General features: G+C 68.2%; 14 protein-coding genes, 3 tRNA genes and 1 pseudogene. 6 read left to right on the top strand and 12 right to left on the bottom strand.

The window, feature by feature from the left end; genetic code table 11:
• Positions 1-47: 47 nt before the first annotated feature.
• Complete coding sequence (locus A5624_RS25815) at positions 48-2,045, bottom strand: DUF6541 family protein (protein WP_066873029.1); 1,998 nt, start codon at positions 2,043-2,045, stop codon at positions 48-50.
• Between the two features lie 117 nt (positions 2,046-2,162).
• Between A5624_RS25815 and A5624_RS25810 the strand changes: the two genes are divergently transcribed.
• Positions 2,163-3,359 (top strand): cysteine desulfurase-like protein, encoded by a 1,197-nt coding sequence (locus tag A5624_RS25810; protein WP_066873026.1) that lies wholly within the window; start codon positions 2,163-2,165, stop codon positions 3,357-3,359.
• Here A5624_RS25810 and A5624_RS25805 read toward each other — a convergent pair.
• A complete protein-coding gene (locus A5624_RS25805) occupies positions 3,356-4,324 on the bottom strand; it encodes an NAD(P)H-quinone oxidoreductase (protein WP_066873165.1) in 969 nt (322 codons plus the stop codon). The two genes, A5624_RS25810 and A5624_RS25805, sit on opposite strands and share 4 nt — an antisense overlap.
• Before the next feature lie 37 nt (positions 4,325-4,361).
• Here A5624_RS25805 and A5624_RS25800 point away from each other — a divergent pair.
• Positions 4,362-4,448: transfer RNA gene (locus A5624_RS25800), tRNA-Ser, on the top strand.
• Positions 4,449-4,455: 7 nt separating this feature from the next.
• Here A5624_RS25800 and A5624_RS25795 read toward each other — a convergent pair.
• The 4 genes and pseudogenes from A5624_RS25795 to A5624_RS25780 form a co-directional block, all read right to left on the bottom strand.
• Positions 4,456-5,590: pseudogene (locus tag A5624_RS25795) on the bottom strand (hypothetical protein).
• A gap of 37 nt (positions 5,591-5,627) precedes the next feature.
• Positions 5,628-5,816 (bottom strand): hypothetical protein, encoded by a 189-nt coding sequence (locus A5624_RS25790; protein ID WP_066873023.1) that lies wholly within the window; start codon positions 5,814-5,816, stop codon positions 5,628-5,630.
• Positions 5,817-5,844: 28 nt separating this feature from the next.
• Positions 5,845-7,083 (bottom strand): lipase LipE, encoded by a 1,239-nt coding sequence (gene lipE / locus A5624_RS25785; RefSeq protein ID WP_066873020.1) that lies wholly within the window; start codon positions 7,081-7,083, stop codon positions 5,845-5,847.
• A 25-nt stretch (positions 7,084-7,108) separates the two neighbouring features.
• A complete protein-coding gene (locus tag A5624_RS25780) occupies positions 7,109-7,933 on the bottom strand; it encodes a crotonase/enoyl-CoA hydratase family protein (protein WP_066873017.1) in 825 nt (274 codons plus the stop codon).
• A 23-nt stretch (positions 7,934-7,956) separates the two neighbouring features.
• On the opposite strand from A5624_RS25780, the gene A5624_RS25775 reads away from it, so the two are divergent.
• Positions 7,957-8,541 (top strand): TIGR03086 family metal-binding protein, encoded by a 585-nt coding sequence (locus A5624_RS25775; protein ID WP_197499631.1) that lies wholly within the window; start codon positions 7,957-7,959, stop codon positions 8,539-8,541.
• Between the two features lie 153 nt (positions 8,542-8,694).
• Here the strand turns inward: A5624_RS25775 and A5624_RS25770 are convergent, their stop codons facing one another.
• Both A5624_RS25770 and hisC read right to left on the bottom strand, forming a co-directional pair.
• A complete protein-coding gene (locus A5624_RS25770) occupies positions 8,695-9,156 on the bottom strand; it encodes a DUF4334 domain-containing protein (protein ID WP_066873011.1) in 462 nt (153 codons plus the stop codon).
• Positions 9,157-9,166: 10 nt separating this feature from the next.
• Positions 9,167-10,234, bottom strand: coding sequence for a histidinol-phosphate transaminase (hisC, locus tag A5624_RS25765; RefSeq protein WP_066873008.1), 1,068 nt, complete (start codon positions 10,232-10,234; stop codon positions 9,167-9,169).
• Positions 10,235-10,317: 83 nt separating this feature from the next.
• Between hisC and A5624_RS25760 the strand changes: the two genes are divergently transcribed.
• The 3 genes from A5624_RS25760 (at position 10,318) to A5624_RS29310 (ending at position 10,743) form a co-directional block, all read left to right on the top strand.
• Positions 10,318-10,406, top strand: a tRNA-Ser gene (locus tag A5624_RS25760).
• 43 nt (positions 10,407-10,449) lie between these two features.
• Positions 10,450-10,522: transfer RNA gene (locus tag A5624_RS25755), tRNA-Arg, on the top strand.
• Positions 10,523-10,614: 92 nt separating this feature from the next.
• Positions 10,615-10,743, top strand: coding sequence for a hypothetical protein (locus A5624_RS29310; protein WP_255361718.1), 129 nt, complete (start codon positions 10,615-10,617; stop codon positions 10,741-10,743).
• Here A5624_RS29310 and A5624_RS25750 read toward each other — a convergent pair.
• The 4 genes from A5624_RS25750 to A5624_RS25735 are packed head-to-tail and all read right to left on the bottom strand — an operon-like array spanning position 10,740 to position 13,227.
• Positions 10,740-11,312, bottom strand: a complete 573-nt coding sequence (locus A5624_RS25750; RefSeq protein ID WP_066873005.1) for a GNAT family N-acetyltransferase — start codon at positions 11,310-11,312, stop codon at positions 10,740-10,742. The two genes, A5624_RS29310 and A5624_RS25750, sit on opposite strands and share 4 nt — an antisense overlap.
• 9 nt (positions 11,313-11,321) lie before the next feature.
• Complete coding sequence (locus A5624_RS25745; RefSeq protein ID WP_066873002.1) at positions 11,322-11,810, bottom strand: hypothetical protein; 489 nt, start codon at positions 11,808-11,810, stop codon at positions 11,322-11,324.
• A gap of 19 nt (positions 11,811-11,829) precedes the next feature.
• Positions 11,830-12,828 carry a phosphotransferase family protein gene (locus A5624_RS25740; protein ID WP_369827526.1) on the bottom strand — a complete coding sequence of 333 codons (999 nt, stop codon included), beginning with the start codon at positions 12,826-12,828 and terminating at the stop codon, positions 11,830-11,832.
• 39 nt (positions 12,829-12,867) lie between these two features.
• Complete coding sequence (locus A5624_RS25735; protein WP_066872996.1) at positions 12,868-13,227, bottom strand: nuclear transport factor 2 family protein; 360 nt, start codon at positions 13,225-13,227, stop codon at positions 12,868-12,870.
• Between the last annotated feature and the right edge of the window lie 64 nt (positions 13,228-13,291).

The raw sequence follows: 13,291 nt of genomic DNA, 5'->3' as shown, positions 1-13,291 counted from the left end.
CCGTCGTCATCGTTGCGGGTACTCAACTCTTCACCATCCTTTGTGGACTATGAGTGGGGCGTCGCGCCGTTTCCGCGCCATTCATAAATTCGGGCACCGCCATTGTCGTAGATCAGCGCCCACGACTTCGACTTATCCAGTGACACTAGTCCTTCGGGTACGGCGAACCCCCGGACAGTCGGCGAGCTCGTGTAGATGTACCGAATATTGAGCGCTTTAATCGCCTCGAGGACCCGCGGATCTGAATCGCCTTTGCGGGCCGAGGTCCAGACAATGTACCGGTTGGGACCCGGGCCCATCTGTTGCGGGTAGTCGTAGTGCGTCCACAGCGGATGCAGATCGGCGACGGCGTACATCCAGGCCGTGCCGTCGGTGTTGGCGTTGCCGATCAACGTCTCGTGCGCGCCGGGCAGCTTGGCCAGATAGGCCATCGCCATCAGATCGCGCTGGTCGATCATCACCGAGTCGTACTTGTCGCCGAACAACACGATGTGCCGATAGAGGTAGTGACGCCCGGTGAGCACGGTGGCCACCACCAGCAGCGCCGCGGTGGCGGCGATCCACATCGGGACCGGCCCCAGGCGCCGATCGCTGGCCAGGGACGGTCTGACCCGGGCGGCCACTCGTTTCGCGACGCCCACGACGCCGACGGCGATCGTGAACAGCGCGACGCCGGCCATCGGCTCGAGCAGCAGGGTGATGGCCGCCGAGATCCGGCGCGGATCTTTGTAGAAGAACTCGCCGAACATCCCGGCCACCGCGCCGACCGGACCGCCGAGCGGCGTCCCGGCGTCGACGTCGACCACCACGAGCAGCAGCCACACCGCCAGTGGCCACCAGATCCTCTTGTAGGCGAAGAGCAGTCCGCCGAGGATCGCGACCGCCATGAGCCCGTACTGGTACGGGAAGTCGTTGAGGTGCCGGGAGTGCTGGAAGACCGCGTCGAACAATCCCCGCTTTTTGCTGAGGTGGGTCAGAAACGAGTGCCCGGCGATGATGTCTTCCTGTCCCTGGACGCTGATGAACTGCGGCAGCAGGATCAGTCCGGTCAGCACCGCGACGCAGGCCAGCGCGATGAAATCGGCCAGCCTGCCGCGCACCGGATGCCACAACACGTCGATGACCCACCAGGCCACCAGGAACAACAACACGATCACGCCGCCGGTGATGTGCACGGACATGACCCCCACCCAGGCCAGCACGGCCGCCGGGATGCGGTCGCGGTGTCGCAGCGTGGAGGTGATCAGGACGAACGCGGGCACCGCGACCCCGTAGGCGGCCAGGTTGGGCATCGCGGCGACGCCGAATTCGACGTAGGGGATCGCGGTGAACGACGCCGACAGCGCGGCCGCGGTGGCCGCCGCCCCGGCGCAGCGCCACTCGGTGGTGCGCGCCCGCAGCAGATGCCAGGTGAGCATCGCCGCGCTGGTGGGAAACAGCCACACCGATGCGGCAACCGAGCTCAGCGTGTAGCCGGTCGTGGGCGCCGCCCCGGTCAGCTGGCAGAACACCGCGATCAGCGCGTGGAACACCGACGGGTAGTACAGCGTCTTGTGGGTCTCGACGTTGCGCAGCTCGCCCATGTGCGTCGACGACGCCTGGCCGGTGTCCAGGATGAACCGCACCTCGTTGGCGTGCCAGACGGCGTCCCAGGTGCTCGGGATGGTCTGCCAATGGGCGGCCAGCCCGCGGTAGGCGGCCCACATGACGAGCAGAGACCCCAGCGCCACCCCGGCCCCCACCGTGATGGCCGGCCACCGGCTGATCGCGCGGGCCTCGGCGTCGCGGTCGCGGTAGCGGGCGAGCAGCAGCGCTAAACCGGTCATCAGCAGGCACACCACCACCAGCGCCGCCAGCGCCGTCCACCCGTTCCACGGAATCCCGATGGCACCAAACGGAATAATGGCAAGGGCGACCATGCCGTAGGTCAGTGCCGGGCCGACCGCGACAGCGACGGGCCACGACAACTGACTGATACGTGCGATGATCGCCCCGGGCGCTATCAGCAAGAACAATGCAATGAGCGTTCCGAACCAGAGCCCCACTCGACTAGTATGGCTGGCCGGGTGCCCTGGCTCGGGAGGCCACCGACTGGCCGGAACGTCTGTGGCACCCGCTACCGTCACAGTTTCGCAAAAAGCGGAAGCTTTAAGGTGGCCCACATGGCATACGACGTCGCCCGGGTGCGCGGACTACATCCGTCGCTGGGTGACGGGTGGGTACACTTCGACGCCCCGAGCGGGATGCTGGTTCCCGATTCCGTCGCGACGACCGTGTCGACCGCCTTCCGCCGGTCCGGTCCCACCACCGTGGGCGCCCACCCGTCGGCGCAGCGCAGTGCCGCCGTTCTCGAGGCGGTGCGGGCGGCGGTGGCCGATCTGTTCAACGTGGAACCCGCCGGCGTCGTGCTGGGCGCCGATCGGGCGATCCTGCTCTCAGCGCTGGCCGAGGCGTCGTCGTCGCGGGCCGGCCTGGGCTACGAGGTCATCGTCAGCCGCCTGGACGACGAGGCGAACATCGCCCCGTGGCTGCGCGCGGCGCACCGCTACGGCGCCAAGGTCAAATGGGCCGAGATCGACATCGAGACGGGTGAGCTGCCGACGTGGCAGTGGGAGGGCCTGATCGGCAAGTCGACCCGGCTGGTCGCCGTCGCCTCGGCCTCCGCGACGCTGGGCACGGTCACCGACCTGCGCGCGATGACCAAGCTGGTGCACGACGTCGGCGGCCTGGTGGTGGTCGACCATTCCGCCGCGGCGCCCTACCGGTTGCTCGACGTGAAGGAGACCGACGCCGACGTGGTGGCGGTGAACGCCGCGGCGTGGGGCGGTCCGCCGATCGGGGCCATGGTGTTCCGCGATCCGGCGCTGCTCAACTCGTTCAGTTCCATCTCGCCGGATCCCAAAGCGACCGGGCCGGCGCGCCTCGAGATCGGTGCGCACCAATTCGGTCTGTTGGCCGGGGTGGTGGCCAGCATCGAGTACCTGGCCTCGCTCGACGAGTCCGCCCGCGGCAACCGGCGCGAACGCCTGGCGGTGTCGATGCAATCCGCCACGGCGTACCTGAACCGGATCTACGACTACCTGATGGTGTCGTTGCGCTCGCTGCCGTTGGTGATGGTGATCGGCCGTCCCGAGGTGCGCATCCCGGTGGTCAGTTTCGCGTTGAACGGCGTGCCCGCCGAACGCGTCGTGCAGCGGTTGGCGGACAACGGAATTCTGGCCGTCACCAACGAAAGTTCCCGCGCGCTGGACGTATTGGGCGTCAACGACGTGGGCGGCGCGGTCACCGTCGGCCTGGCGCACTACTCGACGACGGCCGAAGTCGACCAGTTGGTCCGCGCGCTGGCCTCGCTGGGCTAGACCGTCAGGACGACCTTTCCGGTCACCTTGCTCGAGGTCAGCTGTTGGTGTGCCTCACCGGCCTGCTCGATGGGCATCCGCTCGCCGATGATCGGGCGGACCCGGCCGTCGGCGATCATCGGCCACACCTTGGCCGTCACGGCCGCGACGATCTCGCTCTTGCTGCTCGGGCCGCTGACCGGCCGCCCGCGCAGCGTGGTGCCGAGGACGTGCGCCCGCTTGGCGAGCAGCTTGCCGATGTTGAGCTCGCCCTTGATGCCGCCCTGCATGCCGATGATGACGAGCTGCCCATCGGCGGCCAGAGCGTCGATGTTGCGGTCCAGATAGGAGGCGCCCATGATGTCGAAGATCACGTCCGCGCCGCCGCACTCCTGCAGGCGAGCGACGAAGTCCTCGTCGCGGTAGTTGATGGTGATCTCGGCGCCCAGGTCGCGGCAGGTCTGCAGCTTTTCCTGCGATCCGGCGGTGACGGCCACCCGCGCACCCAGCGCCCGGGCGATTTGGATCGCGTGCGTTCCGATGCCGCTGGCCCCGCCGTGCAACAGCAGCAGCTGGCCCTTGCCGAGGTGTGCCGTCAGCACCAGGTTCGACCACACCGTGCAGGCCACCTCGGGCAGCCCGGCCGCGTCCACCAGGTCGACGCCGTCGGGAATCGGCAGCAGCTGGCCGGCGGGGACGGCGACGTACTCGGCGTAACCACCCCCGGCGAGCAGCGCGCAAACCTCTTGTCCGACAGACCATCCCGTCACGTCGGCGCCGACCTCGCTGATGACGCCGGACACTTCCATGCCGATGATCTCGCTCGCCCCCGGCGGGGGCGGGTACTTGCCGGCCGCCTGCAGCAGGTCGGCGCGGTTCACGCCGGCGGCGGCGACCTTGACCAAGACCTCACCGGACCCGGCGGAAACGTCGGGCACGTCCTGCCAGGAGAGTTGATCGGAAGATTCGGCGACGATGGCGCGCATGGTGGCCACACTACCGAGTCCCGCTACCCTGATCAGCGGTGGCGTGGCAGAGCGGCCTAATGCACTCGCCTTGAAAGCGAGAGACGGCTAAAACCGTCCGGGGGTTCAAATCCCTCCGCCACCGCTCCTGATCACTCAACGCTCTGGTGCAGCGTGGGTGCGTAGCGCAGCACCGCGCCCACCCCGTCGGTCGGGGAGATGCGCTCGTCGGTGCGCACCAGGGCGGCGCCCACCGAGATCGCCGAGAACGGCAGCGCCTCGTCGGCCCGCAGCGTCTTGGCGGGAGCGGCGCCCTGCTCGGACAACACGTTCTCGTTGGGAGCGAGCGTCGTCAGGCCTTCGTCGGCGACGACGGTCGCGTCGCCGATGTCACCGATGATCAGCGTCTCCACGGCGCCCTGACGCAGCGCCGAGCAGACCGCGCCCAAGTCCTCGGCCGCCAGCCCGGACTGCCGCCCGATCTCGGCGGTGAAGCGCTGCGCGGCATCGTCGATGGTGCGCAGCTGGCGCTTGACGAACTCAGCTTCGATGGCCTGCTCGATCTCACCGAAGTCGTGCCCGCTGTGCCGGGCTCCCACCTCGAGTGCCACCGTGCGCTCGCGTAACCGTTCCGGCAACTCGGCCAGCAGATCGGATCGCGAGCGCACCTCGCCCACCACAAAGATCACCTCGATGGCCTTGCCGTCGGCCAGTTCGGCGACGCGGTCGGCGACGGCGCGCAGGTTCTTACGTGCGGCCTCTTCGGTGCGCAACTGGGGATCGCCGTAGCCCGCGGTCTCCGCACCGGCGGCTTTATGCACGGGATGACCACCGCCGTCCACAGTCTCGTCGCGCAGCGTTCCGCCGATGTGGGTGGTGATGTCGGCACCGCTGTGATCGACGACCGCCAGCATCGACGACCGCCAGCACATAATCGGGATGATCGAAGCTTTGCTCGAGAATCGGTACCAGATAAGGTAATTCGGATACCCGGACGACATCGGTCGCGGCGGGGCGGGCCATATGTTCGTTGATCACCACGCCGTCGGCGCTGGCGATCACCGCCCGCCCGCTGCGGCCGATCGGCGGCCGCAGGTTCTTGATCGCGTCCTCGATCTTGTCAACGACCGTCGCTGCGGCGTGTAAGCGTTCCAGTTCTTCTTTGATCGCGCGCCACTTGAGCTCGAGTTGCGCCTCGGCGTCATGGGTGTCATGTGAGTCATCGAAGTAGACCGAAGCGAACGGCCCCGGTGCGTCCAGCAGCTTGCGGAAGCGTTGCGAGTCCATGCGTTGTTGGTTGCCCCGCCAGCCGGGGGACAAACACCTAGCTTCGGTCGCCCTCGGTGTCGTCGAAGAAATGCCACTCGCCGTCGTGTTCGACTTCCATGCGCCAGCCGAGCTCGCTGTTGTCGGCCTTCTGGTCGACGAACCACGCGTGTGCGTCGTCGGCGCTTTCGATGTCTTTGGTCGCGACGACCTCGCCCTTCGGGTCGAGCACTCGATAGGTAGCCATGAGGGCAGTGTTCCCACTGCCGTCGTCGTCAACCGGATGGGATTTCGGTGGTGATCGTGTCCAGCAGGGCGGTGTACCGGCGGGCCTCGGGATCGCGCCCGGGTTTGCCGCTGCTCACCACGCCGGCCGACAGGCCGCGCGCGGGGTCGGCCCAGATGGCGATGTTGACCAGGCCCAGGTTGCCGAACGCGTGCGGCGCGTTACGCCCGAACGGGCCCCACCGGTTGGTGCCGAGGATGTAGCCGGTACCCCAGCGGGCCGGCTGCAGCCCGACCGCGAAATCCGGTCGTAGCCTTCGGCATTGGGTCACCGCGCCGTACATGGTCTCCGGGCTGATCACCCGCACACCGTCGAGTTCGCCTCCGCGGCGCCATATCTCGGCGAACCGCGACATCTCCTGCGCGGTCGACACCGTGTTGGACGACGGAATGATGGTGGTCAAGAACATCGGCGAATTCGTGTACGGGATCATCTCGTGCACGGTCCCGCCGATCGCCTTGCGGAAAATCTGGGCGACCACCGGCGGGAGCGTACGCCCGGTGGCGTGGCTGGGCGCGACCAACGGGACGTCCTGCTTGGCGACGCCGAAGTTGGTCCAGCGGAAGCCGAGTGGGTCGAGGATCTCGGTGGCCAGGATCTCGCGGATCTCCTTGCCCGTGGCCGCGTAGACGATCTCGCGCACCAGCGGACCCCAGGTCAGCGCGTGGTACATGTGCATCAGCCCCGGACGGTAGAGGGGCCGCAACTCGCTTAGCTTCTGCTGCGCGTACTCGTGGTCGTCGGCGCGGGTGACGTCGGGTCGGGGCCCGGTGGGAAAGGGCAGTCCGGCGCTGTGCGTCAGCACGTGCCGGATGGTGATCCGGTGCTTGCCGTGGCTGGTGAACGTCGGGATGTATTCGCACACCCGGTCGTCGAGCGAGAACACGCCGCGCTCGACGAGCATGTGCACGACGGTCGCCGCCATGCCCTTGGCCGCCGAATACACACAAAACGGTGTGTCGGGGGTGACGACGATCTTCTCCGCGTCGGGCGGGTCGCTGGGGGCGTTGCCCCAACCGTGGCCGATCGCCCGGTTCAGCACGACGCGGCCGTGCCGGCGGATGCACAGCTGGATGGCGGGGTGGAAGCCGGCTTGGTACCAATGCCGGGCGGCCTGCCAGATCCGCTCGACGGCGGCGCTGTCGATTTCGGAGTGGTCCTCGGCGCCGATCGTCGTCACGGAGTCCAGGTCGGCCGGGAGGCGGATCTTGCCGTCTGGTGTCGTCACCTCAGCGAGGGTACGTGGCGCGGGACTACTCGCCGGTGAACTGCGGCGGCCGCTTTTCGAAGGTCGCCGAGATGCCCTCGGTCAGGTCCTTCGACGGCAGGAAGGCCGCGTTCCAGGCGGCCACGTACCGCAGGCTCTCCGAGACGGCCGCGGTGCGTTGCTGGTCGAGCACGTCCTTGATGCCGTGCACGGTCAGCGGGGGATTGGCGGCGATCTCCGCGGCGGTGGCGTGTGCGGCGGCCAGGGTGGCGTCGGCGTCGGCGTACACGTCGTTGACCAGACCGATCTTCTCGGCGCGGGCCGCGTCGATGTCCTTGCCGGTCAGCGCCAGCTCGCGCAGGTGTCCGTCGTTCAGGATCATCGGCAGGCGGGCCAGACTGCCGACGTCGGCGACGATGGCCAGCTTGACCTCACGCACCGAGAACTTGGCGTCGGCGCTGGCGTAGCGGATGTCGACCGCCGAGATCAGGTCGACGCCGCCGCCGATGCACCAGCCGTGCACCGCGGCGATGGTGGGGGTGCGGCAGTCGGCGACCGCGGTGATGGCGGCCTGCATGCGCTTGACCTCGCGGTGGAAGACCGCGCGCGGTCCGGCCAGCGCGTCGCCGGACAGCAGCGGGGTGAACGAGCCGCCCATCGCCGGCACGTCCAGGCCGTAGCTGAAGTTGCGGCCCGAGCCGGTCAGCACGATGGCCCGCACCTCGGGTTCGGCGTCCAGCGCGGCGAACAGTTCGGGTAGCTCCGACCAGAACGCCGGTCCCATCGCATTGCCCTTGCCCGGCCCGATCAGCGTCACCTGGGCGACGTGGTCTTTCGTCTCGACGGTGACGGATTCGTATGCTTGCGCCATATCGAGACCGTAGCGTGGCGAATATGGCTCCTGACTTGCGACCCGGACCGCATTCCCCGCCCACCGACGAGCTACACAGCGCCGAGGACACGCTGGGGGTGCTGCAGCGCGTGGTGCACACCATCGCCGCCGACGATCTGTCGCGACGGACGCCGTGCACGGAATTCGACGTCTCAGCGCTGACCGGGCATCTGCTGAACTCGATCTCGGCGCTCGGCGGCATGGTCGGCGCCCAGATCCCGGAGCGCGACGAGGGCGATTCGGTGGAACGTCAGGTGATCGCCGCGGCCCGGCCCGCGCTGGACGCCTGGCACCGCCACGGCCTGGACGGCTCGGTCCCGTTCGGCAAGGGCGAGATCCCCGCCAAAAGCGCGTGCGGCATCCTGTCGATCGAATTCCTGGTCCACGCTTGGGATTACGCCGCCGCGGTGGGGCACGACATCAATGCGCCCGAGCCGTTGTCCGAATACGTGCTGGGCCTGGCGCGGCAGATCATCAGGCCGGAGCTACGCGGTCAGGCCGGATTCGACGACCCGGTCGACGTCCCCGAAGATGCCGGCGCGCTCGAACAATTGGTCGCGTTCACGGGTCGCAACCCGGCGGGCTAGCTCGGGCTGCCTAGCCCTTAGCCACCGACTGTGCAGCCTGGGCATTGAGTGTGAGGCCACGGCGGGTTCGCACGGCGCGTCGCCGCCCTGGATGCACACTCAACGCCGTCAATTCACACTCGGCGGCACGAAGGCACACTCGAGCGCCCAGACCTACTCGCGTTCCAGGTAGAAGTAGTAGTACTTGCCGTTATCCCGGACGCCTTTGCCGTTCATGATGCCCATCACGGCGTCGTCGTCGATCTTCTTGAAGTGGTCGTGCACCGGCTGGCCGTCGTAAACCATTGTGGCGGTGACCTCTCCGCGGAAGTCCTCCAGCCACAGGCTCGCCTCGCCCTTGCCCATCTCCACGTTGGAGAACTTGTTGCCGTCGGCGTCCAGGCAGACCAGCGGCTGCACGTCGCGGGCGGACTTGAAGGTCTTGCCGTACCAGCCGGCCTTTTCCAGCTGGCCGTTCATCTTGTGGCCGGTCTGGAATTCGCCGCCCTTCCATTCGCCGAGCATGCCCTCGATGGTCGCGGGTGCCAGTTCGGCCCAGAAGTCGTCGAGCTCGGAATCCGCGATGTCGCCGCTGCGCTCTTTGAACTCGGTGAACTTCTTCCGCGCAAGGTCCACGGGCGACTCCTTACGATTCGGTGCGGGCAATCCAATCGCGGGCAAAATGCAGCAGGGCGTCATTTTCCTCCGGCGCACCAATGGTGACACGCACGCCCTCGTCAGCAAACGGCCGCACCACCAGGCGCGCCTCCGCGGCCTGCTCGGTGAAGTCGGTGGTGCGCTCACCCAGCGGCAGCCAGACGAAGTTGGCCTGCGACGCGGGTAGCTCGAACCCGGCCTCGCGCAATCCCGCGCTGACCCGGGCGCGCTCGAGGACCAGCGCATCGGTGCGGGCCATCAGCTCGTCGGAGGCCTCGAGCGACGCGATGGCGGCCGCCTGCGCGACGTTGGTGACCGCGAACGGCATGACGACCTTGTCCAGCGCGGTGATCAGGTCCGGATGGGCTACCGCGTAGCCGACCCGCAGGCCCGCCAACCCGTAGGCCTTCGAAAAGGTCCGCAGCACAACGACATTGCTGTGGGTCAGGGCCAGCTCCAGGCTGTTGGGCAGCAGGCCGTCCCGGATGTATTCGGCGTAGGCCTCGTCGATCGCGATCAGGACGTGCGGCGGCACGGCCTCGACGAAGCGCGTCAGTGCGTCCGGATCGACGACGGTGGATGTCGGGTTGTTCGGGTTGCACACGAAGATCAGCCGGGTGCGGTCGGTGATCGCGGCGAGCATCGCGTCGAGGTCGTGCGTGTGGTCGGTCAGCGGCACCTTGACGGTGGCCGCGCCGGACACCTGAATGATGGGCAGGTAGCACTCGAAGCTGCGCCAGCCGATCATCACCTCGTCGCCGGCGGCCGAGGTGATCTGAACCAGCTGCTGGCACAGCGTGACCGAACCGCTGCCGACCGCGATGTGCTCGGGCGCGACGTCGGAACCCAGGTGCATGGCCAGCGCGGCCTTGAGGTCGACGCTGGCGTTGTCGGGGTAGCGGTTGACGACGGCTACCGCGCGTTCGATGGCGGCGTGCACGCTGGGCAGCGGCCCGTGCACGGTCTCGTTGCTGGCCAGTTTGATCGAGCCCGGCACGTTCTTGCCGGGCACATACACTGGCAGTCCGGCCAGTTCGTTGCGCAGGCGGGCAGTCACTTCGACAGTTTACGTGTCAGCTGTGTACAGTATGGCCGGTTCCGCGAGACCGGAAAGGGGTCGGTACCCTCAGAAAGTCCAAGGGAGGCGTGCCAGAGCGGCCGAATGGGGCTCACTGCTAATGAGTTGTCCCCCTCAAAGGGGACCGGAGGTTCAAATCCTCTCGCCTCCGCTAGATCCTTTAGCGGCAACACGGAACGACAACTGAAGAACAGGCGCCCGTAGCTCAACGGATAGAGCATCTGACTACGGATCAGAAGGTTAGGGGTTCGAATCCCTTCGGGCGCGCTCACTAGCTCAGGGTTGGGCAACCCGAAATGATTCGAATCGTTCAGACCCAGTTTCTTGTCGGCGCGGTTTTCCGTCGATACCTTCCGCCCATGACAATCAGCATTGAGCAAATCGGTGGTGGCGCCGGCGGCGGTTTCCTGGGTGGCGGCGGTGCCGGTGGTTTCGTCGGTGGCGGCGGCGCGGGTGGCTTCCTGGGCGGTGGTGGCGCCGGCGGCTAAACCCCCGACTCGCGCGCGCGGCCCGGCGAGACGATCGGGCCGGGCGGCTCATCCGGCGCGACGCCGGGCCTCAGGTCCAGCTGCATCCACGCGACGTCGTGCCAGCCGCCGCGCTTCCATTCGACGCGGCGGTACAGCCCCGCGTCGGCGAACCCGAACGCGCGATGGAAGCCAGTGCTGGCCTCGTTGGGTTGGGTGATGCCGGCGAACGCCTGCCGGTAGCCCCGCTCGGCGAGCCTGCGCAACAGCTCGGTGTAGAGCGCGCGGCCCCCGCCGGTGCGGCGATGGCCGGCTTCTAGATAGATCCCGGTCTCGGTCGACCACCGGTACGTGGCAAGGCGATTGAACGCGTGCCCGTAGGCGAAGCCGATCACCCGGCGATCGCGTTCCAGCACAAGCCATTCGTGGCCGGCCTGGGCGGCGGCGATGCGCGCGGACATCTCGGTTTCGGTCGGGACGTCGATCTCCCAACTGATGACCGTGTGCTCGACGTACGGCCGGTAAATGGCAAGGCACGCGGCCGCATCCGGCGCAGCTGCCGGCCGGACCAGGCCGGCGCTCGCGTGCATGTCGCCGCGCTAGGGGCGGGGCTGGAAGGGTCCGCCGAACGGTCCCCGTCTGGGCGGTTCGGTCACGGTCTGCGTGACCGTGCTGGTTTCGGTGCTCGGCGAAACGGTGACGGTGCTCGGTGGCTCCGTCGTCGTGGGAGTGTCCGTGCTGGGCGGCGGGGCCGTTTCGGTCACCGTCTCGGTGGGCGCGCCGCCACCGCCGCCGTGGTGCCGCGGCGCGTGCGTCGTGGTGGTCACCGGCGCGGTGGTGGACGGGACGGCCGTCGTGGTGGTCGCGGGGCTGGGCGCCGGTGAGCCGCTGGTCAGCTTGACCACCGCGAACACCAGCGCGGCCAGCAGGATCACCCCGAGCGCGCCGGCCGCGACCAGCGCCGCCGGACGGCGATACCAGGGCGTCGGCGGCTCGGGCGGTGGGGCCTCGGGCTCGTAATATCCGCCGTACCGCGCGGCCGCGGTGGGCTCGGAGTAGAAATCCGGTTCCTCGGGATAATGCGGCACGAGAGGAGATGTTAGTGGGTCAGGCCGCGCTGGAGATGAGGCCCAGCGCCCGCTCGAACAGATGCACCGTGGCCGCGTGCAACTGGTCGCCGACCTCCTTCTCCGCCTTCCCGGCGCACGCCCGGGCCAGCGTCCCCTCGATCACGATCCCCAGCTTGAAGCAGGCAAGCACGGTGTACCAGGTGATGTGGGACAGGTCGCGGGTGGTGTTGGCGGCGTAGCGCTCGAAGAGCTCATCGGTGCTGGCGAGCCCGTCCTGGCCGCCCAGGGCGTGACTGAACACGCTGGAACCGTCGGGCTGGCGCCAGGTGGCCAGCAGCCAGCCCAGGTCCAGCAGCGGATCCCCGATCGTGGACATCTCCCAGTCGACGATCGCGACCACCTCCGGCCCGGTCCGGGAGAACATCACGTTGGCGGCGTGATAGTCGCCGTGCATGATGCCCGGGGTCCAATTGGCCGGCCGATGCCGTTCCAGCCAGGTGGACACCTCCTCGATGCCGGGGATGTCGGGCCCGGGGTAGCCCTCGTACTCGTTGTAGGACTCCAGCTCCGAAAGCCAGCGTGGCACCTGGCGTTCCAGGAAACCCTCCGGCTTGCCGAAGTCGGCCAGCCCCACCGCGACGTGGTCGACGGCGCCCAGCTTGGCCAGCGCGTCGGCCATCGACAGGCCCATCCCGTGGCGCACCTTGGCGTCGCCGGCGTGCAGCGGCGGCAGGCCCTCGCCCGCGTTGAAGCCGTCGACCGGGTCCATCAGGTAGAAGACGGCGTCGCCCAGCACGCTCGGGTCCTCGCAGGCGGCGATCAGGTGCGGATGCGGGACATCGGAACCGGCAAGTGCGGCAAGGACTTTCGTCTCCCGCAGGATCACGCTGTTGCTGCGCGGGCGCAAGTGCCGTGGCCCGCGCCGCAGCACGTATTGCCGGCCGGCCCGGGTGAATCGCAGCATCACGTTCTGGGTGCCGCCGGTGACGTTGGAAACGTCCTGCAGGGGCCCCTCACCGAGCCCCTGCCCGGACATCCACTGCGCTACGGCTTCCAGGTTCACGGGTTCCACTCGTCAGCCCTTCGGGTGCGGCGTGTATCGGACGGTTTGCGCTCGGATCATGCCGTCACGGAACACGAAGGTGTCCACGCCGTCGTCGACCCGGTTGACGTCCGAATCGGCGGTCCACACCAGGAACAGCACGTCCTCGTGGAAAAGGCGAGTTCTCAAGTCCCACTGCGCATTCGGCAGGTCGGCGAGCAACTCCTCGAACACCTGGCGGATGGCCTGCGTGCCGCGGGCGATGCCGGCGGGGCTGATCACCACGGCATCCGCGGCGTAGTCCGCGACGATCTCGTCGAGGTCGCCCGCGGCCAGTGCGGCGCCGTGGCGGGCGAACACCTCCTGCGGCGTGCGCGGCGGGATGGGCGTCATGGCACTCCCTTGCAACCTGTGGACCGTCTGGGAAAAAGACTAGGACAGCGGCGACGGGCGGCCC

This window comes from Mycobacterium sp. 1482292.6 (genome assembly GCF_001672995.1).
GTDB classification, from domain to species: domain Bacteria; phylum Actinomycetota; class Actinomycetes; order Mycobacteriales; family Mycobacteriaceae; genus Mycobacterium; species Mycobacterium europaeum_A.
This window is presented reverse-complemented; position numbering and strand designations above follow the sequence as displayed.

Excerpts from the sequence above, each read along its gene's own strand:
- A5624_RS25775 (WP_197499631.1), top strand. The coding sequence starts at position 7,957 with ATGGCTCCTGACTTGCGACCCGGACCGCATTCCCCGCCCACCGACGAG.
- A5624_RS25750 (WP_066873005.1), bottom strand. The coding sequence starts at position 11,312 with ATGCACGCGAGCGCCGGCCTGGTCCGGCCGGCAGCTGCGCCGGATGCG.
- A5624_RS25735 (WP_066872996.1), bottom strand. The coding sequence starts at position 13,227 with ATGACGCCCATCCCGCCGCGCACGCCGCAGGAGGTGTTCGCCCGCCAC.
- A5624_RS29310 (WP_255361718.1), top strand. The coding sequence starts at position 10,615 with ATGACAATCAGCATTGAGCAAATCGGTGGTGGCGCCGGCGGCGGTTTC.
- A5624_RS25810 (WP_066873026.1), top strand. The coding sequence starts at position 2,163 with ATGGCATACGACGTCGCCCGGGTGCGCGGACTACATCCGTCGCTGGGT.
- A5624_RS25780 (WP_066873017.1), bottom strand. The coding sequence starts at position 7,933 with ATGGCGCAAGCATACGAATCCGTCACCGTCGAGACGAAAGACCACGTC.
- A5624_RS25740 (WP_369827526.1), bottom strand. The coding sequence starts at position 12,828 with ATGTCCGGGCAGGGGCTCGGTGAGGGGCCCCTGCAGGACGTTTCCAAC.
- A5624_RS25805 (WP_066873165.1), bottom strand. The coding sequence starts at position 4,324 with ATGCGCGCCATCGTCGCCGAATCTTCCGATCAACTCTCCTGGCAGGAC.
- A5624_RS25790 (WP_066873023.1), bottom strand. The coding sequence starts at position 5,816 with ATGGCTACCTATCGAGTGCTCGACCCGAAGGGCGAGGTCGTCGCGACC.